The 14,535-nt window shown below is 38.3% G+C and carries 12 protein-coding genes and 1 pseudogene; 10 read left to right on the forward strand and 3 right to left on the reverse strand.

Annotated elements, in window-relative coordinates; genetic code table 11:
* Positions 1-21: 21 nt before the first annotated feature.
* The 4 genes and pseudogenes from VB691_RS25820 to VB691_RS08470 all read left to right on the forward strand — a co-directional run.
* Positions 22-135 (forward strand): annotated as a pseudogene (locus VB691_RS25820) (type II toxin-antitoxin system mRNA interferase toxin, RelE/StbE family); the annotation flags it as partial.
* Positions 136-368: 233 nt separating this feature from the next.
* On the forward strand, positions 369-3,053 hold the full coding sequence (locus VB691_RS08460) for a phycobilisome rod-core linker polypeptide (RefSeq protein WP_323291049.1): 2,685 nt from the start codon (positions 369-371) through the stop codon (positions 3,051-3,053).
* Between the two features lie 266 nt (positions 3,054-3,319).
* The gene (locus VB691_RS08465) at positions 3,320-4,489 is read left to right on the forward strand and encodes a hybrid sensor histidine kinase/response regulator (RefSeq protein WP_323291050.1); all 1,170 of its coding nucleotides are present in this window, start codon (positions 3,320-3,322) and stop codon (positions 4,487-4,489) included.
* A 30-nt stretch (positions 4,490-4,519) separates the two neighbouring features.
* On the forward strand, positions 4,520-4,891 hold the full coding sequence (locus VB691_RS08470) for a phosphomannose isomerase type II C-terminal cupin domain (RefSeq protein WP_323291051.1): 372 nt from the start codon (positions 4,520-4,522) through the stop codon (positions 4,889-4,891).
* A gap of 78 nt (positions 4,892-4,969) precedes the next feature.
* Here VB691_RS08470 and VB691_RS08475 read toward each other — a convergent pair whose 3' ends face one another.
* Both VB691_RS08475 and VB691_RS08480 read right to left on the reverse strand, forming a co-directional pair.
* On the reverse strand, positions 4,970-5,737 hold the full coding sequence (locus tag VB691_RS08475) for a proteasome-type protease (protein ID WP_323291052.1): 768 nt from the start codon (positions 5,735-5,737) through the stop codon (positions 4,970-4,972).
* Between the two features lie 31 nt (positions 5,738-5,768).
* Positions 5,769-6,467: a DUF2993 domain-containing protein gene (locus VB691_RS08480; RefSeq protein WP_323291053.1), complete on the reverse strand. Its 699-nt coding sequence runs from the start codon at positions 6,465-6,467 to the stop codon at positions 5,769-5,771.
* 156 nt (positions 6,468-6,623) lie between these two features.
* Here VB691_RS08480 and VB691_RS08485 point away from each other — a divergent pair, with 156 nt between their 5' ends.
* Both VB691_RS08485 and VB691_RS08490 read left to right on the forward strand, forming a co-directional pair.
* Positions 6,624-7,403 carry a pseudouridine synthase gene (locus tag VB691_RS08485; RefSeq protein WP_323291054.1) on the forward strand — a complete coding sequence of 260 codons (780 nt, stop codon included), beginning with the start codon at positions 6,624-6,626 and terminating at the stop codon, positions 7,401-7,403.
* Positions 7,404-7,405: 2 nt separating this feature from the next.
* Positions 7,406-8,419, forward strand: a complete 1,014-nt coding sequence (locus VB691_RS08490; protein ID WP_323291055.1) for a helix-turn-helix domain-containing protein — start codon at positions 7,406-7,408, stop codon at positions 8,417-8,419.
* A 79-nt stretch (positions 8,420-8,498) separates the two neighbouring features.
* On the opposite strand, the gene VB691_RS08495 is transcribed toward VB691_RS08490, so the two are convergent.
* The gene (locus VB691_RS08495) at positions 8,499-8,816 is read right to left on the reverse strand and encodes a DUF3082 domain-containing protein (RefSeq protein WP_323291056.1); all 318 of its coding nucleotides are present in this window, start codon (positions 8,814-8,816) and stop codon (positions 8,499-8,501) included.
* A gap of 281 nt (positions 8,817-9,097) precedes the next feature.
* Here VB691_RS08495 and VB691_RS08500 point away from each other — a divergent pair, with 281 nt between their 5' ends.
* The 4 genes from VB691_RS08500 (at position 9,098) to VB691_RS08515 (ending at position 14,534) form a co-directional block, all read left to right on the forward strand.
* Positions 9,098-10,609, forward strand: a complete 1,512-nt coding sequence (locus tag VB691_RS08500; protein WP_323291241.1) for an AAA family ATPase — start codon at positions 9,098-9,100, stop codon at positions 10,607-10,609.
* 55 nt (positions 10,610-10,664) lie between these two features.
* Positions 10,665-11,213: an SH3 domain-containing protein gene (locus VB691_RS08505; RefSeq protein ID WP_323291057.1), complete on the forward strand. Its 549-nt coding sequence runs from the start codon at positions 10,665-10,667 to the stop codon at positions 11,211-11,213.
* Between the two features lie 197 nt (positions 11,214-11,410).
* On the forward strand, positions 11,411-12,718 hold the full coding sequence (locus VB691_RS08510) for a P-loop NTPase fold protein (RefSeq protein ID WP_323291058.1): 1,308 nt from the start codon (positions 11,411-11,413) through the stop codon (positions 12,716-12,718).
* Positions 12,719-12,731: 13 nt separating this feature from the next.
* Positions 12,732-14,534 (forward strand): tetratricopeptide repeat protein, encoded by a 1,803-nt coding sequence (locus VB691_RS08515; RefSeq protein ID WP_323291059.1) that lies wholly within the window; start codon positions 12,732-12,734, stop codon positions 14,532-14,534.
* Position 14,535: the final 1 nt, after the last annotated feature.

The following is a 14,535-nucleotide window of genomic DNA, read 5'->3' on the forward strand; positions in this document are numbered from 1 at the left end:
CATTGTCTTTAGGGTAGCAGTAAAGTATTAGAGATTTTAGATATCTTAGAAAAAGATCCTTTTACTACTTCTTTAAAATCCAACAAATTAACAGGTAATTTAGTTGATATTGGTTCCCATGATGAGGTTTATTAATTGCTATCTTTATCTTTCCGCATATCATATAAATACAAATTTGTCAAGATAAAGTCTGGTTAAGATTAAAAGGATACAATTCGTAACAAACGCCCTCAGAAAGCACGAAACAGTTTAATCTAGATGCTGATTAACTTTTTAACAAACATCTGGTTTTAATCAAGATGTTGCGGACATCTGCACTCCATTATGGAGTAGATTAGCAATTTTTCATGGGAGATAGTTGAAATCCAATGAGTGTAAAGGCAAGTGGCGGAAGCTCGTTAGCAAGACCCCAACTGTATCAGACCGTTCCTGTATCAGCAATTAGTCAAGCGGAGCAACAGGATCGCTTTTTAGGCAAAACTGAACTCAGTGAGTTAGTTGCATATTTCCAATCAGGGAGTAAGCGTTTAGAGATCGCCCAAACCCTTACCAGCAATTCCGATTTAATCGTCTCGCGGGCAGCTAACCGCATCTTCACCGGGGGATCGCCCATGGCGTATCTAGAAAAACCCCCAGTTGCAAAAGAAATGGCCATGGCCGGTACGGCCATGGCCCCTCAACCTGGAGCCGAAACCTACGTTGAAAGTGGTGGCGGTGGTGGTGGAATTTTCGCGGGTTTGCGCTCAATTTTCACCTCCACTGGCCCCATTCCCCCAGGGTTTCGCCCGATTAATATTTCCCGCTACGGCCCTAGCAATATGCAAAAGTCCTTGCGGGATTTATCTTGGTTCTTACGCTATGTCACCTATGCCATAGTGGCCGGCAATCCCAGCATCATCATTGTCAATACCCGTGGCCTGCGGGAAATCATTGAAAGAGCTTGTTCTACGGATGCCACCTTAGTGGCCCTCCAAGAAATGCGAGCCGCAGCAACAGATTATTTCCGGCAAGATGCAGAAGCACAAGCCATTGTTACAGAATACTTTGACGTATTAATCACCGAATTCAAGGCCCCGACTCCTGCCACTAAGGTACGTCAGCGTCCTTCCAGTGATCAACAAGGGTTAGAATTACCCCAAAGTTACTTTAATGCTGCCACAACCCGCCAAAAATTCGTGATGAAGCCTGGCTTATCCGAATCAGAAAAAGGCGAAATCATCAGAGCAGCTTATCGTCAACTGTTTGAACGGGATATCACCAAAGCTTACAGTCAATCCCTTTCTTATCTAGAATCTCAGCTAAGAAATAACGACATCTCGATGAAAGAGTTTGTCCGTCGCGCCTGTCAGTCTCCCTTATACCGCAAACAATTCTTTGAACCCTTCATCAATAGTCGGGCCCTAGAATTAGCCTTCCGTCATATTTTGGGTCGTGGCCCCAGTTCCCGTGAAGAAGTCCAAACCTACTTCTCTATCGTCTCTCAGGGTGGTTTAGTTGCCTTAGTAAATGCGCTGGTTGACTCTCAAGAATATGCGGATTACTTTGGAGAAGAAACGGTTCCTTACATTCGCGGTTTAGGTCAAGAAGCCCAAGAATGCCGTAATTGGGGAATGCAGCAAGATCTGTTTAACTACAGTGCGCCCTTCCGTAAGGTTCCTCAATTTATCACCACCTTTGCTAACTATGATCATCCCTTACCTGATCAGCACGTTTACGGTTCAGGTAATGATCCCCTAGAAATTCAATTTGGGGCAATTTTCCCGAAAGAAACCCGTAATCCCAGTAATAGTCCTGCTCCCTTTAATAAGGATACCAAACGGATTCTCATTCACCGCGGCCCTGGTATTAATAACCAAAATAGCAATCCTGCGGCCCGGGGCGAATTTCCTGGTTCCTTGGGGCCCAAGGTTTTCCGCTTAAATAATGAACTCCCTGGTAGTAGCAATGGGGCCAGCATTAAATATGGGGAAAGCTCTACTCAAGCGGTGATTCGCGCGGCTTATCGTCAAGTCTTTGGTCGGGATGTCTACGAAGGACAACGGTTAAGTGTGGCGGAAATTAAGCTCGAAAATGGGGATATAACCCTACGAGAGTTTATCAAAACCTTAGCTAAGTCTGAACTGTTCCTCAAAACCTACTGGACTCCTTTCTATGTGGTTAAGGCGATCGAATACATTCACCGTCGTCTGTTGGGCCGTCCTACCTATGGTCGTCAGGAAATGAATTCTTATTTTGATTTGGCTTCTAAGAAGGGTTTCTATGCTCTTGTTGATGCCATGATCGACAGTAATGAATATACTGAAGCCTTTGGGGAAGATACGGTTCCTTATGAACGGTATGTGACTCCTGCGGGAATTCAGGCACGGATGACTCGTCCTGGTTCATTACGGGAAGATATCGGTAAACGGGTTGATAAGGAAGTCACCCCTCGCTTTATCGAGTTGGGTCAAGTTTCCTCAAACCGCACGGAACCAGATATTCAATTCCGTGTTAATCAAGGAGTGAGCGCACAACGTCAGCAAACCAAGATCTTTAAACTGTTGACCACAACAGATAAAGTGGCTCTGCAAAATGCTGTTCGCGCTGCTTACCGTCAGATTTTTGAGCGTGATCTCAATCCCTATATTATCCAATCGGAATTTACCGCCCTTGAAAGTAAGCTTGGCAATGCCGAAATTACTGTTAAGGAGTTCATTGAAGGGTTAGGTTACTCTGATCTCTATATCAAGGAGTTCTACGCCCCTTATCCCAATACTAAAGTCATTGAACTAGGGACTAAACATTTCTTAGGCCGTGCGCCTTTGACTCAGAAAGAGATTCAAAAATACAATCAAATTCTGGCAACTCAAGGCATTCGGGGCTTTATTGGGGCGATGGTAAATAGTATGGAATATCTCCAATTATTCGGAGAAGATACCGTTCCTTATCGTCGTTTCCCCACCCTTCCTGCTGCCAATTTCCCTAATACCGAACGCTTGTACAACAAGCTTACCAAACAGGATAAAGAGTTAGTTGTTCCTAGCTTTGAACCTGTGGTTAAAGTCGGTGGTTAATTAGGGTATTGACTGATTTTTAGGTAAGAGAGGCGCGAGCGATCGCGTCTCTCTTTTTTGGGCAGATCTTGCACCTGAACCAAAAATCCGATTTTTTGCCTAAATTTCAAGGAAAGAATCAGGGTTTCACTGTTTAAAAATCTGATTTTTTTAGCTTTTCGGTGTTGGTTCAAGATCTGAGTTTTTGGCAGTAAAATGCAAAAAATAGTAGAATTAAGGAGAGGCGATCGCGCTAGGCTAAAAGTGGAAAGGGCAGCCGGATTATTATGGTTTTAACCAGTTTGATCAACGTCTTGTTAATTGAGGATAATTTAGCAGAAGCTAGGTTGTTACAGGAATTCCTCAAAGGGGCCACTAGACTAGACTTTCATCTCGTTCATACAAAACGGCTACAAGAAGCATTAAGCAGACTTGAGAGGGAAGAATTTGCGATTATTTTACTCGATTTAACCTTACCTGATAGTCAAGGATTAGATTCTTTGGCCCCTATTATTGAAAAAGTTCCTGATTTACCCATTATAGTTTTAACTAATATTAATGATGAAAAACTTGCCTTAGAAGCGGTGCGACGAGGGGCCCAAGATTATTTGCTTAAGCGACAGATTACCTTAGATATTTTAGTGCAGTCTATTTGTTATGCTATTGAAAGAAAACAAATGGCTGAAGCCTTACGAAAAGCGAATCAAGTATTAGAAAAGCGGGTGGAAGAAAGAACAGCCCAATTATTAAAAGCTCAAGAATTAAATCAATTAAAATCTGAATTTGTTTCTATGCTTTCCCATGATTTTCGTAATCCACTGAATACCATTTTATTATCATCAGGATTATTAGAAGACAATCGAGATCAATTAACCCTAGAGCAACAAGCCTATTATTTTCAAATGATTCGCACTGCTATTAAGGATATGGATCATCTATTAAGTGAAGTGTTATTATTGGGTAAAGCTGATGCTGGAAAATTAAAAGCCCATTTTGATCAATTTGATCTAAAAGAATTTTGTCAAAGACTCATTGATTCTCTCCATCTTTCTAGGGAAAAAAATCATCAGATTATTTTTAATACTCAAGGATGTTTAAACGAGGGACTGTGGGACGGAAAATTACTTTGGCATATTCTCACAAATCTTCTTAATAATGGGATTAAATATTCTCCCCAAGGCGGTAATATTTATTTTGATGTTATTGCTCAAGAAACATCGGTTATCTTTCGCATCAAAGATGAAGGAATTGGCATTTCAGAAGAAGCGAAACAACATCTATTTGAACCATTTTATCGCGCTGATAATGTTGATAATATTCCAGGGACAGGATTAGGATTAGCTATTGTGCAAAAATGTGTTGAAGCTCATGAAGGTCAAATTTTTGTAGAAAGTCAAATGGGAATCGGGACAATCTTTACAGTTATTTTACCTCTATGTCAACCAAATTATGAGTAAAATAAGGGGGAGTGCAGGAAAGGTACAAATATGAGCAAGGAAAAAGATTCTCATCCCAGTGAGTTCATTCGTACTCCTCCTTGGGGAACGGTCACAATGTTAGAAGAAGGGCCCCGTTATCGCATCAACCGTATTGAGGTGAAGCCAGGGCAGCATATTAGTACCCAAATGCACTATCATCGTAGTGAACATTGGATTGTTGTTTCAGGAACAGCTAGGGTGATTTTTGATGGACAAGAACATCTTCTCAAGCAAAAAGAATCCACCTATGTTCCCATGAATACCCGTCATCGATTAGAAAATCCTGGGGTGATTCCTTTGGTGATGATTGAGGTACAAAATGGAGAATATTTAGGGGATGATGATATTATTCGCTTTCCTGAAGATGATAGCAAAAGTTAATCTGTACTGAGATGTGAACATTTTAAGAGTCTAGAAGGCTGTGTTACTGTTTACATCTCAAATCTAAATACTAATAATTTAATCAATCAAAATATCCTCATTCCACTGACTTTCTTCGGGTTCCCATTCAAGATTAGGCATGGAATCAAAGGCCTGTCTTACATGATCTTCCCATAATTTACGCATCTTAGCTAAATAGGGATCACCTAACCGTAATTGTAGTTTATGACGTATCACGAAACTATTGGTTTCATACATCACTAAATTAATCGGTGGCCCCACAGAAATATTAGATTTCATCGTAGAATCAATGGATAATAAGGCGCATTTTGCCAAAGCATCTAAGGGGGTGTCATCTTTAATGGTTCGATCTAAAATAGGTTTACCATATTTGGTTTCTCCTATTTGCAAAAATTGGGTTTCTTTGGTTGCCTGAATAAAATTACCTTGAGGATAAATTAAATATAATTGGGGTTCTTCCCCTTGAATTTGTCCCCCCAATAAAAAACTACAATGATAATCGATATTTTCTCGCTCTAACCAAGGGCGATCGCGGTCTTGTAATTGACGAGTTTTACAGCCGATATAATGGGCAATATCAGACATAGTAGAAAGGGTGTAAAGATTAGTTTCTTCATGATTGTTAATCTCTCGTTTTAACTGAGTAATTACCCCTTGACTCATGGATAAATTGCCCGATGTACTAATTAAAATAACTCGTTCACCTGGGACAGAAAAATCAAATAACTTACGATAAGCTGAAATATAATCAACCCCCGCATTAGTTCGAGAGTCAGCCCCCATAACGATGCCAAAACGATTAACAATTCCCAAACAATAGGTCATAAAAGATCAATTAAATTAAAAGTAAAAAGGACTAAGGACGAATTAATAATTCTCCCTGACAAACTAACTTATCTGCTTGTACAATAAAAGCATTAATCGCCACATCTGAGCCTAAATCTACCTGTAATTCTTCCAGACAATCTCCTGATAAGCCTGGAATTCCTTCAATTGAAATCGATGATAATTGTAAAGTTTGAGGAGGAATTAAGGATAAATTAGCCTTAATCTTTAAGGGGATTTCTGTTTGATTTTTGCTTAAAATTCCTTGTAAAATAAAACAAGATTGGTCTAAATCAGCCCCCTGCCAAGTAATCTCATAATTGTCTAAAATATGAGCAGGATCAGCCATTCCCTGATGTTCTAATAAGGTTGCTAATAATTCTCGAAACCCTTCTCCCAATAAGGTAGAAGGGAGAGATGCTTGTAAATTTTCTGAGGTTAAATGGACTTCTCCTGACACTCGAATTGCTTCCAGTAATTGTAAGGGTTTACCCTTCAAAACTTGACCAATATTAATGCGAATATTTTCCCCAGTCAGTTGAACCTGTCCCAAATGTAACCCTTGATAAATAGCACGACTGGTATTGAGCATAACCCCAGGAACATAACCCCCCAAAATCTGGCGATCGCTGCCTTGAATTTGGATCTGTAACGTCTCAACCTGGTCAACTTGTGACTTTAACCAGAATTTCATAGCGGGGGAAAGCACTTTACTAATAACCTGACTCATGCTACCAAGCTCCTCACAACAAAAATCACTACAAAAATGAGCCATTCTTGCAATATTTATACATAATCAGTGTAGTGGAAAATTTCAAAAGTAGCGTTAATCTTAAGAATGTCCTTCGTAATCCTTTCCTCAACTTAAACCCTGAGTCCGTCGATTATGGCACAACGAGTCCAAAAAATCCTATCCCAGTGGGGCATTGCCTCCCGTCGTCACGCTGAAGACCTAATTTTAGCGGGACGGGTAAAACTAAATGGCCAGGTGGTTTCCTTGGGGGATAAAGCAGATCCTACAGGCGATCGCCTAGAAGTTGATGGGAAACTGATTCAACCGACTCAACGGCCAGAATTCCTGTACATTCTGATTAACAAACCTGTCGGGGTTGTTTCCACCTGTGATGATCCTCAACATCGTCCCATTGTGCTTGATTTGCTACCAGAAGCGTTACGTCAGGAAACGGGTATTCATCCCGTGGGTAGACTCGATTTTAACTCCACTGGGGCCCTTCTTTTGACCAATGATGGCGAATTAACTTTAAGATTGACCCATCCCCGTTATCATTTACCGAAAACCTATGAGGTATTGGTGTCAGGCCATCCTTCTGAAGAAATATTACAACAATGGCGCAGAGGTGTTATGCTAATGGGCAAAAAAACCTTACCTGCTCAGGTGGAGGTTATGGCCCGTTGTCATCAACATACTCGTTTAAAAGTGATTCTTACCGAAGGAAAAAACCGCCAAATTCGCCGTATTGTTCAACATCTTGGCTTCCATGTTCTTAGACTCCATCGGAGTGCTATCGGTTCCCTCTCTCTCCATGCTTCTAATGGAACTAGCTTACCCAGCGGTCATTATCGCTTGCTTACTCCGTCAGAGATTCGTTTTCTCAAGCATTGTGCCAATCTCACCACTGAAATAGAAGGGAAGCTGATTCAATAGATATGTCTAGGAAACAACCACCGCTGAACTCTCATCATCACGAGTCAAATCACTCGGTTGAATTCGAGTCTTCTTTTTCTGCTGCTGAAGAAGCCAGTCGGTGGCAGCAGCTATGGGATAGGATTAAGTTACATGGTCATCAAACGAGTCATGAGTCGGAAGAAGAGCAGGAAAAACCTCTACCAGAAACGCCGATTAAATCTAAACCTGTCCATATAAAGCTTTTATTTTGGTTATTATCTAAATTACCACGACGGAAAAAGCCGTCTTTTGATCCTAAACAAGTCCAACAGGAAATCTTAGAAGATATTGGCAGACAATTATATCAAGCTCGACAAAAACAACAGTTAACCCTTGAGGTAATTTCGACAGAAACCCGTATTTCAGTTGGGTTATTAACAGCTATTGAAAAGGGCAAAGTGGAAGATCTACCAGAGGGGATTTATACTAGGGGATTTATTAAAAAGTTTGCTAATTTTTTAGGCTTAAATGGTCAAGAATTAGCGGATAGTTACCCCATTGATGTCAAAGTAAATTCTTCAAAGTCTTCTCGTCTTCCCATTGGCTTACCTATCTTACAATTACGGCCAATTCATTTGTATTTTATTTATATTTTGATTGTTATTCTTTCTGTCCAAAGTATTTCTAATACCCTAAAACGGACGGTTTTAGAGGGTAACATTGATGAAAAGATGACTCCTGCTGCGGTTAAACCATCTACTCCCAAACCTGTGAAAAAACCGATCATGGTTAAAGTTCATCTAACGGGGGAATGTAGCCTAAAAGTTGTGGTTGATGGTAAAACTAAGTTTGATGGGGTGCTTCCAAAAGACAGTCAAAAAACATGGGAAGCTGCTCAAAATATTACAATTAAAACCAGTAATGCTGGTCTCATTTTAGTCGGGTTTAATCAACAAAAAGCTAAACGGTTAGGTAAACTAGGAGAAGAAAAACAGGTGACTTATCAATTAAAAAAAGTACCGCCAAACCCCCCTAAAAGTAAAGTTAAGGGATAGACTTAAAAGGCTGTGTAGACAGCCTTCGCTTTTCTAGGATAAGGCTTTAGCCTGTATATACCTATTAATCTTACTAGATTTAAGAATTTTTTGGGGGAGATGATGATTCATCTTTTTGTAACAATAATTGGATGGCTAATAAGATCAACCCAAAAGCAACAAAGAAAAAAATAAAGGTTCCTAAAGAAGCAACTCCCATCACTAAAGTTCTGACTAATGAACCAATTCTAACCACAAGAGGATTAGATGAGGTTAAAGGTTTTGCGGCAAAAGTATGGATGATAGAAGCTGTTAGGGAATAGAGTGCATATCCTAGTGATCCGGAAATTGCTGACCCCACTAAACAGTTTAATGGAGTGGCTTTTTTTCGGGCAGATTCCTCTGATAGATTAGGCATTTTTTCTTGATGACTACCTCCTCATTATAGCTCATTTTAACAAAATAATGAGTAATTGTTAAACAATCTTTACTGAGATTTTGCACTTAGCTTGAAAAACCCGATTTTTTACCAAACAGTAACGAAGTCATGCTTGGTTTGCTGTCTTTAAAAATCGGGTTTTTGTGATTTTTAAATCAATGTGACTACTTAAAATAATTCTAATTGTGGTTTAATGAGTTGAGACAAAATCAATAAATATGGTATTTTACTTTTACTTATAATGAGCTATTTTAATAATGATGACCTTTCGTGAAGAATTTGAACTACTGCTACGGGCCTGTTATCCCCTAATTTATATTCCCACCACTGAAGAAGAAAGAGTCGAAGTTGGCATTATTCAATGCGCCCAAAAAATGAGCAACCGTGCCGTTTATATTTGGGATTTTGTAGACGGATATCAAGATAATCCTAATAATGAAGGGGTGGGACGACGTAACCCCCTCCAGGCCTTGGAATTTGTCGAAAAATTGCCTAATAATGTTGGGGGAATCTTCATTTTAAGAGACTTTCAACGGTTCTTAGAAGACGTTTCCATCTCCCGTAAACTGCGAAATTTAGCCCGCAGCTTAAAATCCCAACCCAAAAATATTATCATTGTTTCTCCCCAAGTAGAAATTCCCCCAGAATTAACAGAAGTCTTCACCGTTGTTGACTTTCCCCTTCCCACAACCACCGAAATTAAAGTCGAAATTCAACGCTTATTAGGTTCCACCGGCCAATCTTTATCTGATACCCTATTAGATGAATTAGTGAGAGCATCTCAAGGACTCTCCCTAGAACGAATTCGCCGCGTTTTAACCCGTTGTATTGCCAGTCATGGACGTATTGAACCCGAAGACGTAGAACTTATCTTAGAAGAAAAACGTCAATCCATCCGTCAGACCCAAATTTTGGACTTTTACCCTGCCACTGAACAAATTTCCGATATTGGGGGCTTAGATAACCTTAAAGACTGGTTATTGCGGCGTGGAGGGGCATTTAGTGAGAAGGCCCGGGCCTATGGTTTACCTCACCCTCGCGGGTTACTTTTAGTCGGTATTCAAGGAACCGGAAAATCCTTAACCGCGAAAGCCATTTCTCACCATTGGCACTTACCCCTATTACGCCTTGATGTGGGGCGATTATTTGGGGGTTTAGTGGGAGAATCCGAATCTCGTACCCGTCAGATGATCAGTTTAGCAGAAGCCTTAGCCCCTTGTGTATTATGGATTGATGAAATTGACAAAGGGTTTGCGGGGGTTGATGGAAAAGGCGACGGAGGAACAACAAGCAGGGTATTTGGGACGTTTATTACCTGGTTAGCGGAGAAAAAATCTCCCGTGTTTGTGGTGGCCACCGCCAATAATATTAAAGCTTTGCCTCCAGAAATGTTACGCAAAGGGCGGTTTGATGAAATTTTCTTTGTTGGTTTACCCACTCAAGAGGAACGCGAGGCGATTTTTAACGTCCATCTATCTAGACTGCGCCCCCATAATCTAAAAAATTACGAGATTAAGCGACTTGCTTACGAAACCCCAGATTTTTCGGGGGCAGAAATTGAACAAACGCTAATTGAGGCCATGCACCTAGGGTTTAGTCAAAATCGTGACTTTACCACCGATGATATTTTAGAGGCGGCAAGTCAAATTATTCCCTTGGCCCGAACTGCTCAAGAAGAAATCGAATTTCTGCAAAATTGGGCGGCAGCAGGAAAGGCCCGTTTAGCGTCTCGGAATAGTCCCTTAAGTTCTCTGCCTGGTCAGCTAAACTAGGGAATTAAGCGTTAATATTCAAGATTAAGTTTTGTATTTTCACAGTGAAGTCATTATGAATCGTTTATCTGGTGTTTTTCAATTTATTTTAGGGTTTTTCCTGGGAGTTGCGCTCTTGGTGGGGGGAACCGCTTCTTTAGCTTATGTTGCTTTTTATCGAATGTCTACTAACCCCGAAAAACCGACCTTTGCTGAGGAGAAACCCCCGGAAAAAACTGAGGCTAAACCTGTAGCTAAAACTGAAACTAAACCTGTAGCGAAGATGGAAACCCCAGCAGAAAAACCCCAAGAAGTGGCAGCAAAAGAACCGGAGGTTGAAGTCGTAGAACAAGAGGTAAAAGAAGATGTAAAAGAAGAAAAATTACCGACAGGGGCCTATCGGGCCAAAGTTACTTGGTCTGATGGTTTAAGCTTACGCTCTGAACCTGGCCAAGAAGCGGAAAGAGTTGGCGGTGTTGGCTACAATTCTGAGCTTATTATTTTGAAAACCAGTGCTGATGGAAACTGGCAACAAGTTCGTTTAGCAGGTAGTCAAGAAGAAGGTTGGATTAAAGCAGGAAATATCGAAAAAGTAGAAGAAGAAACAACAGAAACAGGTCAATAATTTTGTTGTTTGTCCGCTTGTAGGGGCGCAATGCTTGCGCCCTCTGGCTTGCTTTAAAACCCCGATTTTTTACCAAATAGTAATGAAATCAATAGGGTTTAAGTCTTTTAAAATCGGGGTTTTTTGGACTTTTGGATAATGGTGCAAGATCTCAGTAAGATGAGTTAAAATAGAAATAAAATCTTATTAATTAATTTATGGCAACTAACAATCTTTTAGAAGCTTTTCGTATAACTTATCAGAATTTACAATTATTACCTCTTATTACCCCTGAAGATTTAGCTAAATTTCGGGTTGAATATGGAACCCGTGTTAGGGCAGAATTAGAACAAGTTGTAGAAGACTGTACTGATATTAATAATAAGGTGATTTTTACAGGACATCGAGGCTGTGGAAAATCAACTTTATTGGCTGATTTTAGTCGTCGTATTCGAGATCGTTATTTTGTTACCTTTTTCTCTATTTCTGATATGATTGAGATGTCAGATGTTAATCATATTAATATTTTGTTTGCGATCGCAGTCCAAATGATGGATCAAGCTGAAAAAGAAAATATAAAAATTAAAGAGTCAATAAAAGAAAAATTTTATCAATGGTTTGCAACAAAAACGAGAACAAATATTGAAGAAAAAAAACGAGAGGGTGGGCCAGAGTTTAATTTATTTGGTTGGATTAAACTTCAATTAAAAACTAATTCTACCATTCGCAATGAAATTAAACAAGAATTTCAACGAAATATCTCTGAATTAATCGATCAAGTGGATTTAATTGCTACAGTAATTAGAGATAAAACTGAACAGGAAATCTTAGTAATTATAGATGATCTTGACAAACTAGATTTAGGGGTAGTTAGAGAGATTTTTAGTGATCATATTAAAGTTTTAATGCGTCCAAAGTTTCGGATTATTTATACAGTTCCGATGGCAGCAATGCGGGATAAAAATTTAAGAACAATTATGCAAGATGAAAGCAATAATCAGGTTAAATTAATGCCAGTTTCTAAGTTTTTTGGCAAAGGAGAAAACCGTAATCCTGATGCAGAACCCAACCAGAAACTTGTTGAAGTATTTAAACAAATTATAGGCAAAAGAATCGCTTCTGATCTGATTGAACCTGATATTTTAACGGAAATTATCTTAAAAAGTGGAGGTGTTTTACGAGAAGCAATTCGCATTATGAATCAATGTTGTTCTGAATGTTTATTGTTAATTCGTATGGAACCTCATCAAAAAAATATTAAAATTGATCGGTCAATTTTTGAGCAAGCAATCAGAGAATTAAGAAATGATCTTGCTCGACCATTATCTAATACTGATTATCAGATTTTGACAACTATTTATAATAAGTTTAATCCTGATATTAGTAACGACAACGATCAAGATAAATTCCTCGAATTGTTACACAATGTTTATATTTTGGAATATATTAATGATGATTTATGGTATGACGTTCATCCAATTGTCATAGATTTATTACAGCGTAGAGGCTTACTTTTAGAGTCATAAAGGTTGATTAAAGATGCAGTTAGAAAATGCTTTGAAACTGAATAATGATAATAACCTCACTTATCAAAAATTACTGAGTGTTATTGAAGCAAGTGAGAAAACCTTAAGCTTATTAATTGCGGTTTGTGATGATCGAAGTTTACGCGATCGCATTATAAAAGCTTACGAAAAAGATTTATTACCTAACCTTAATTCCTATCATATTCGTTTAGATCAAAATGAACCAAGTTTAAAAGCAGCAATTAATAACATTGTTCAACAAGAAGATTTTATTAACAGTCAAAAAAATGCAGTTTTAACCGTAACAGGTGCAGAAGATTTACTGTTTATTAGTCATCAAGGAGAAAAGTCACAACAAGATAAATTCTTTGGTTATTTACAATGGACAAGGGAAGGATTAAGAGAATTTCCTTATCCGATAGTATTGTGGGTGACAAATCAAATTTTAGTTAACTTAACTCAAAAATCTCCTGACTTTTGGAGTTGGCGAAAAGGGGTATTTTGCTTTATTCCTGAACCTTCTTTGATGACTGTTTCTACACCAGATAATCAACTGATGTTTAGTAATGATTCAAGAGAGACATTTTCAGATTCTTTGTCTTTAGAAGATTTACAAGAATTAATTGCTAATACGGAAGAAAAAAGAGGTGATAAAGATCCCAATTTAATTACTCTTTATAATCGTTTAGGAGAAATTTATTATAATCGTTTAAGAAGGGGAGAAGCTGACAATTATCCTGAAGAAAAAGAAACTATGCTACGCTGTTATTATAAAGCTTTAGAAATTGCTGAGAGAATAGGCGATAAACAAGGAAAAGCATCTTCTTCTCATAATTTAGGTCTTGCTTACAAATCCCTGGGACAATATCAACAGGCCATCCAATATTATCAGCAGTCTTTAGCTATCTTTACAGAAATTAATGATTGCAACGGTGAAGCTAATTCCTATAATAATTTGGGGAATGCTTATTATTGTTTGGGGCAATATTACAAAGCAATAGAACACCATCAGAAGTCTTTAGAAATTCTTATAAAAATAGAAGATAAACAAGGTAAAGCTAGTTCCTATAATAATTTAGGTAATGCTTATAAATATTTAGGGCAGTATCAAAAAGCTAGAGAATACTATCAACAATCTTTAATGATTTTGCAAAAAACAGGAGATTTACATCATCAAACTATTGCCTATAATAACTTAGGAAATATACATGAGGCGTTGGGACAATATCAACAAGCTATAGAATATTATCAAAAGTCCTTAAGTATTGCCGAAAACATAAAAGATGTTCAAAGTCAAGCTAATTCTTATAATAATTTAGGAAGTATTTACTATAGAATAAAAAACTATCCACAAGCTATAGAATACCATGAAAAATCTTTAACTATTTTTCAAAAAATAAGTTATCTTCCAGGTGAAACTTATGCCTATGGTAATTTAGGCAATATTTATAAAGCACTCAAAAACTATCAAAAAGCCATAGAATACTATCAGCTATCTTTAGCCATTGCTCAAGACATAGGAGATCTCCAAAACCAAGCTAATTCTTATAATAATTTGGCCATTGTTTACTATGAACTGAAAAACTATCAACAGGCTATTCAATACCATCAAAAGTCTTTAGCTATCAAAACAAAAATAGGCGATATTCGAGGTAAAGCAGATACTTGGTTTAATTTAGGATTAACCTTTAAGAAACTAAAACAAAAGTCAGAAGCAGTTAATGCCTTCAATAATGCCCGCGAATTATATCAAAAAATGGAACTTGATAGCCAAGTCAAAGACTGCGATGATGAACTAAAAATATTAAGTAACTAGG

It is taken from the genome of Crocosphaera sp. XPORK-15E (assembly GCF_034931425.1).
Classification (GTDB): domain Bacteria; phylum Cyanobacteriota; class Cyanobacteriia; order Cyanobacteriales; family Microcystaceae; genus UHCC-0190.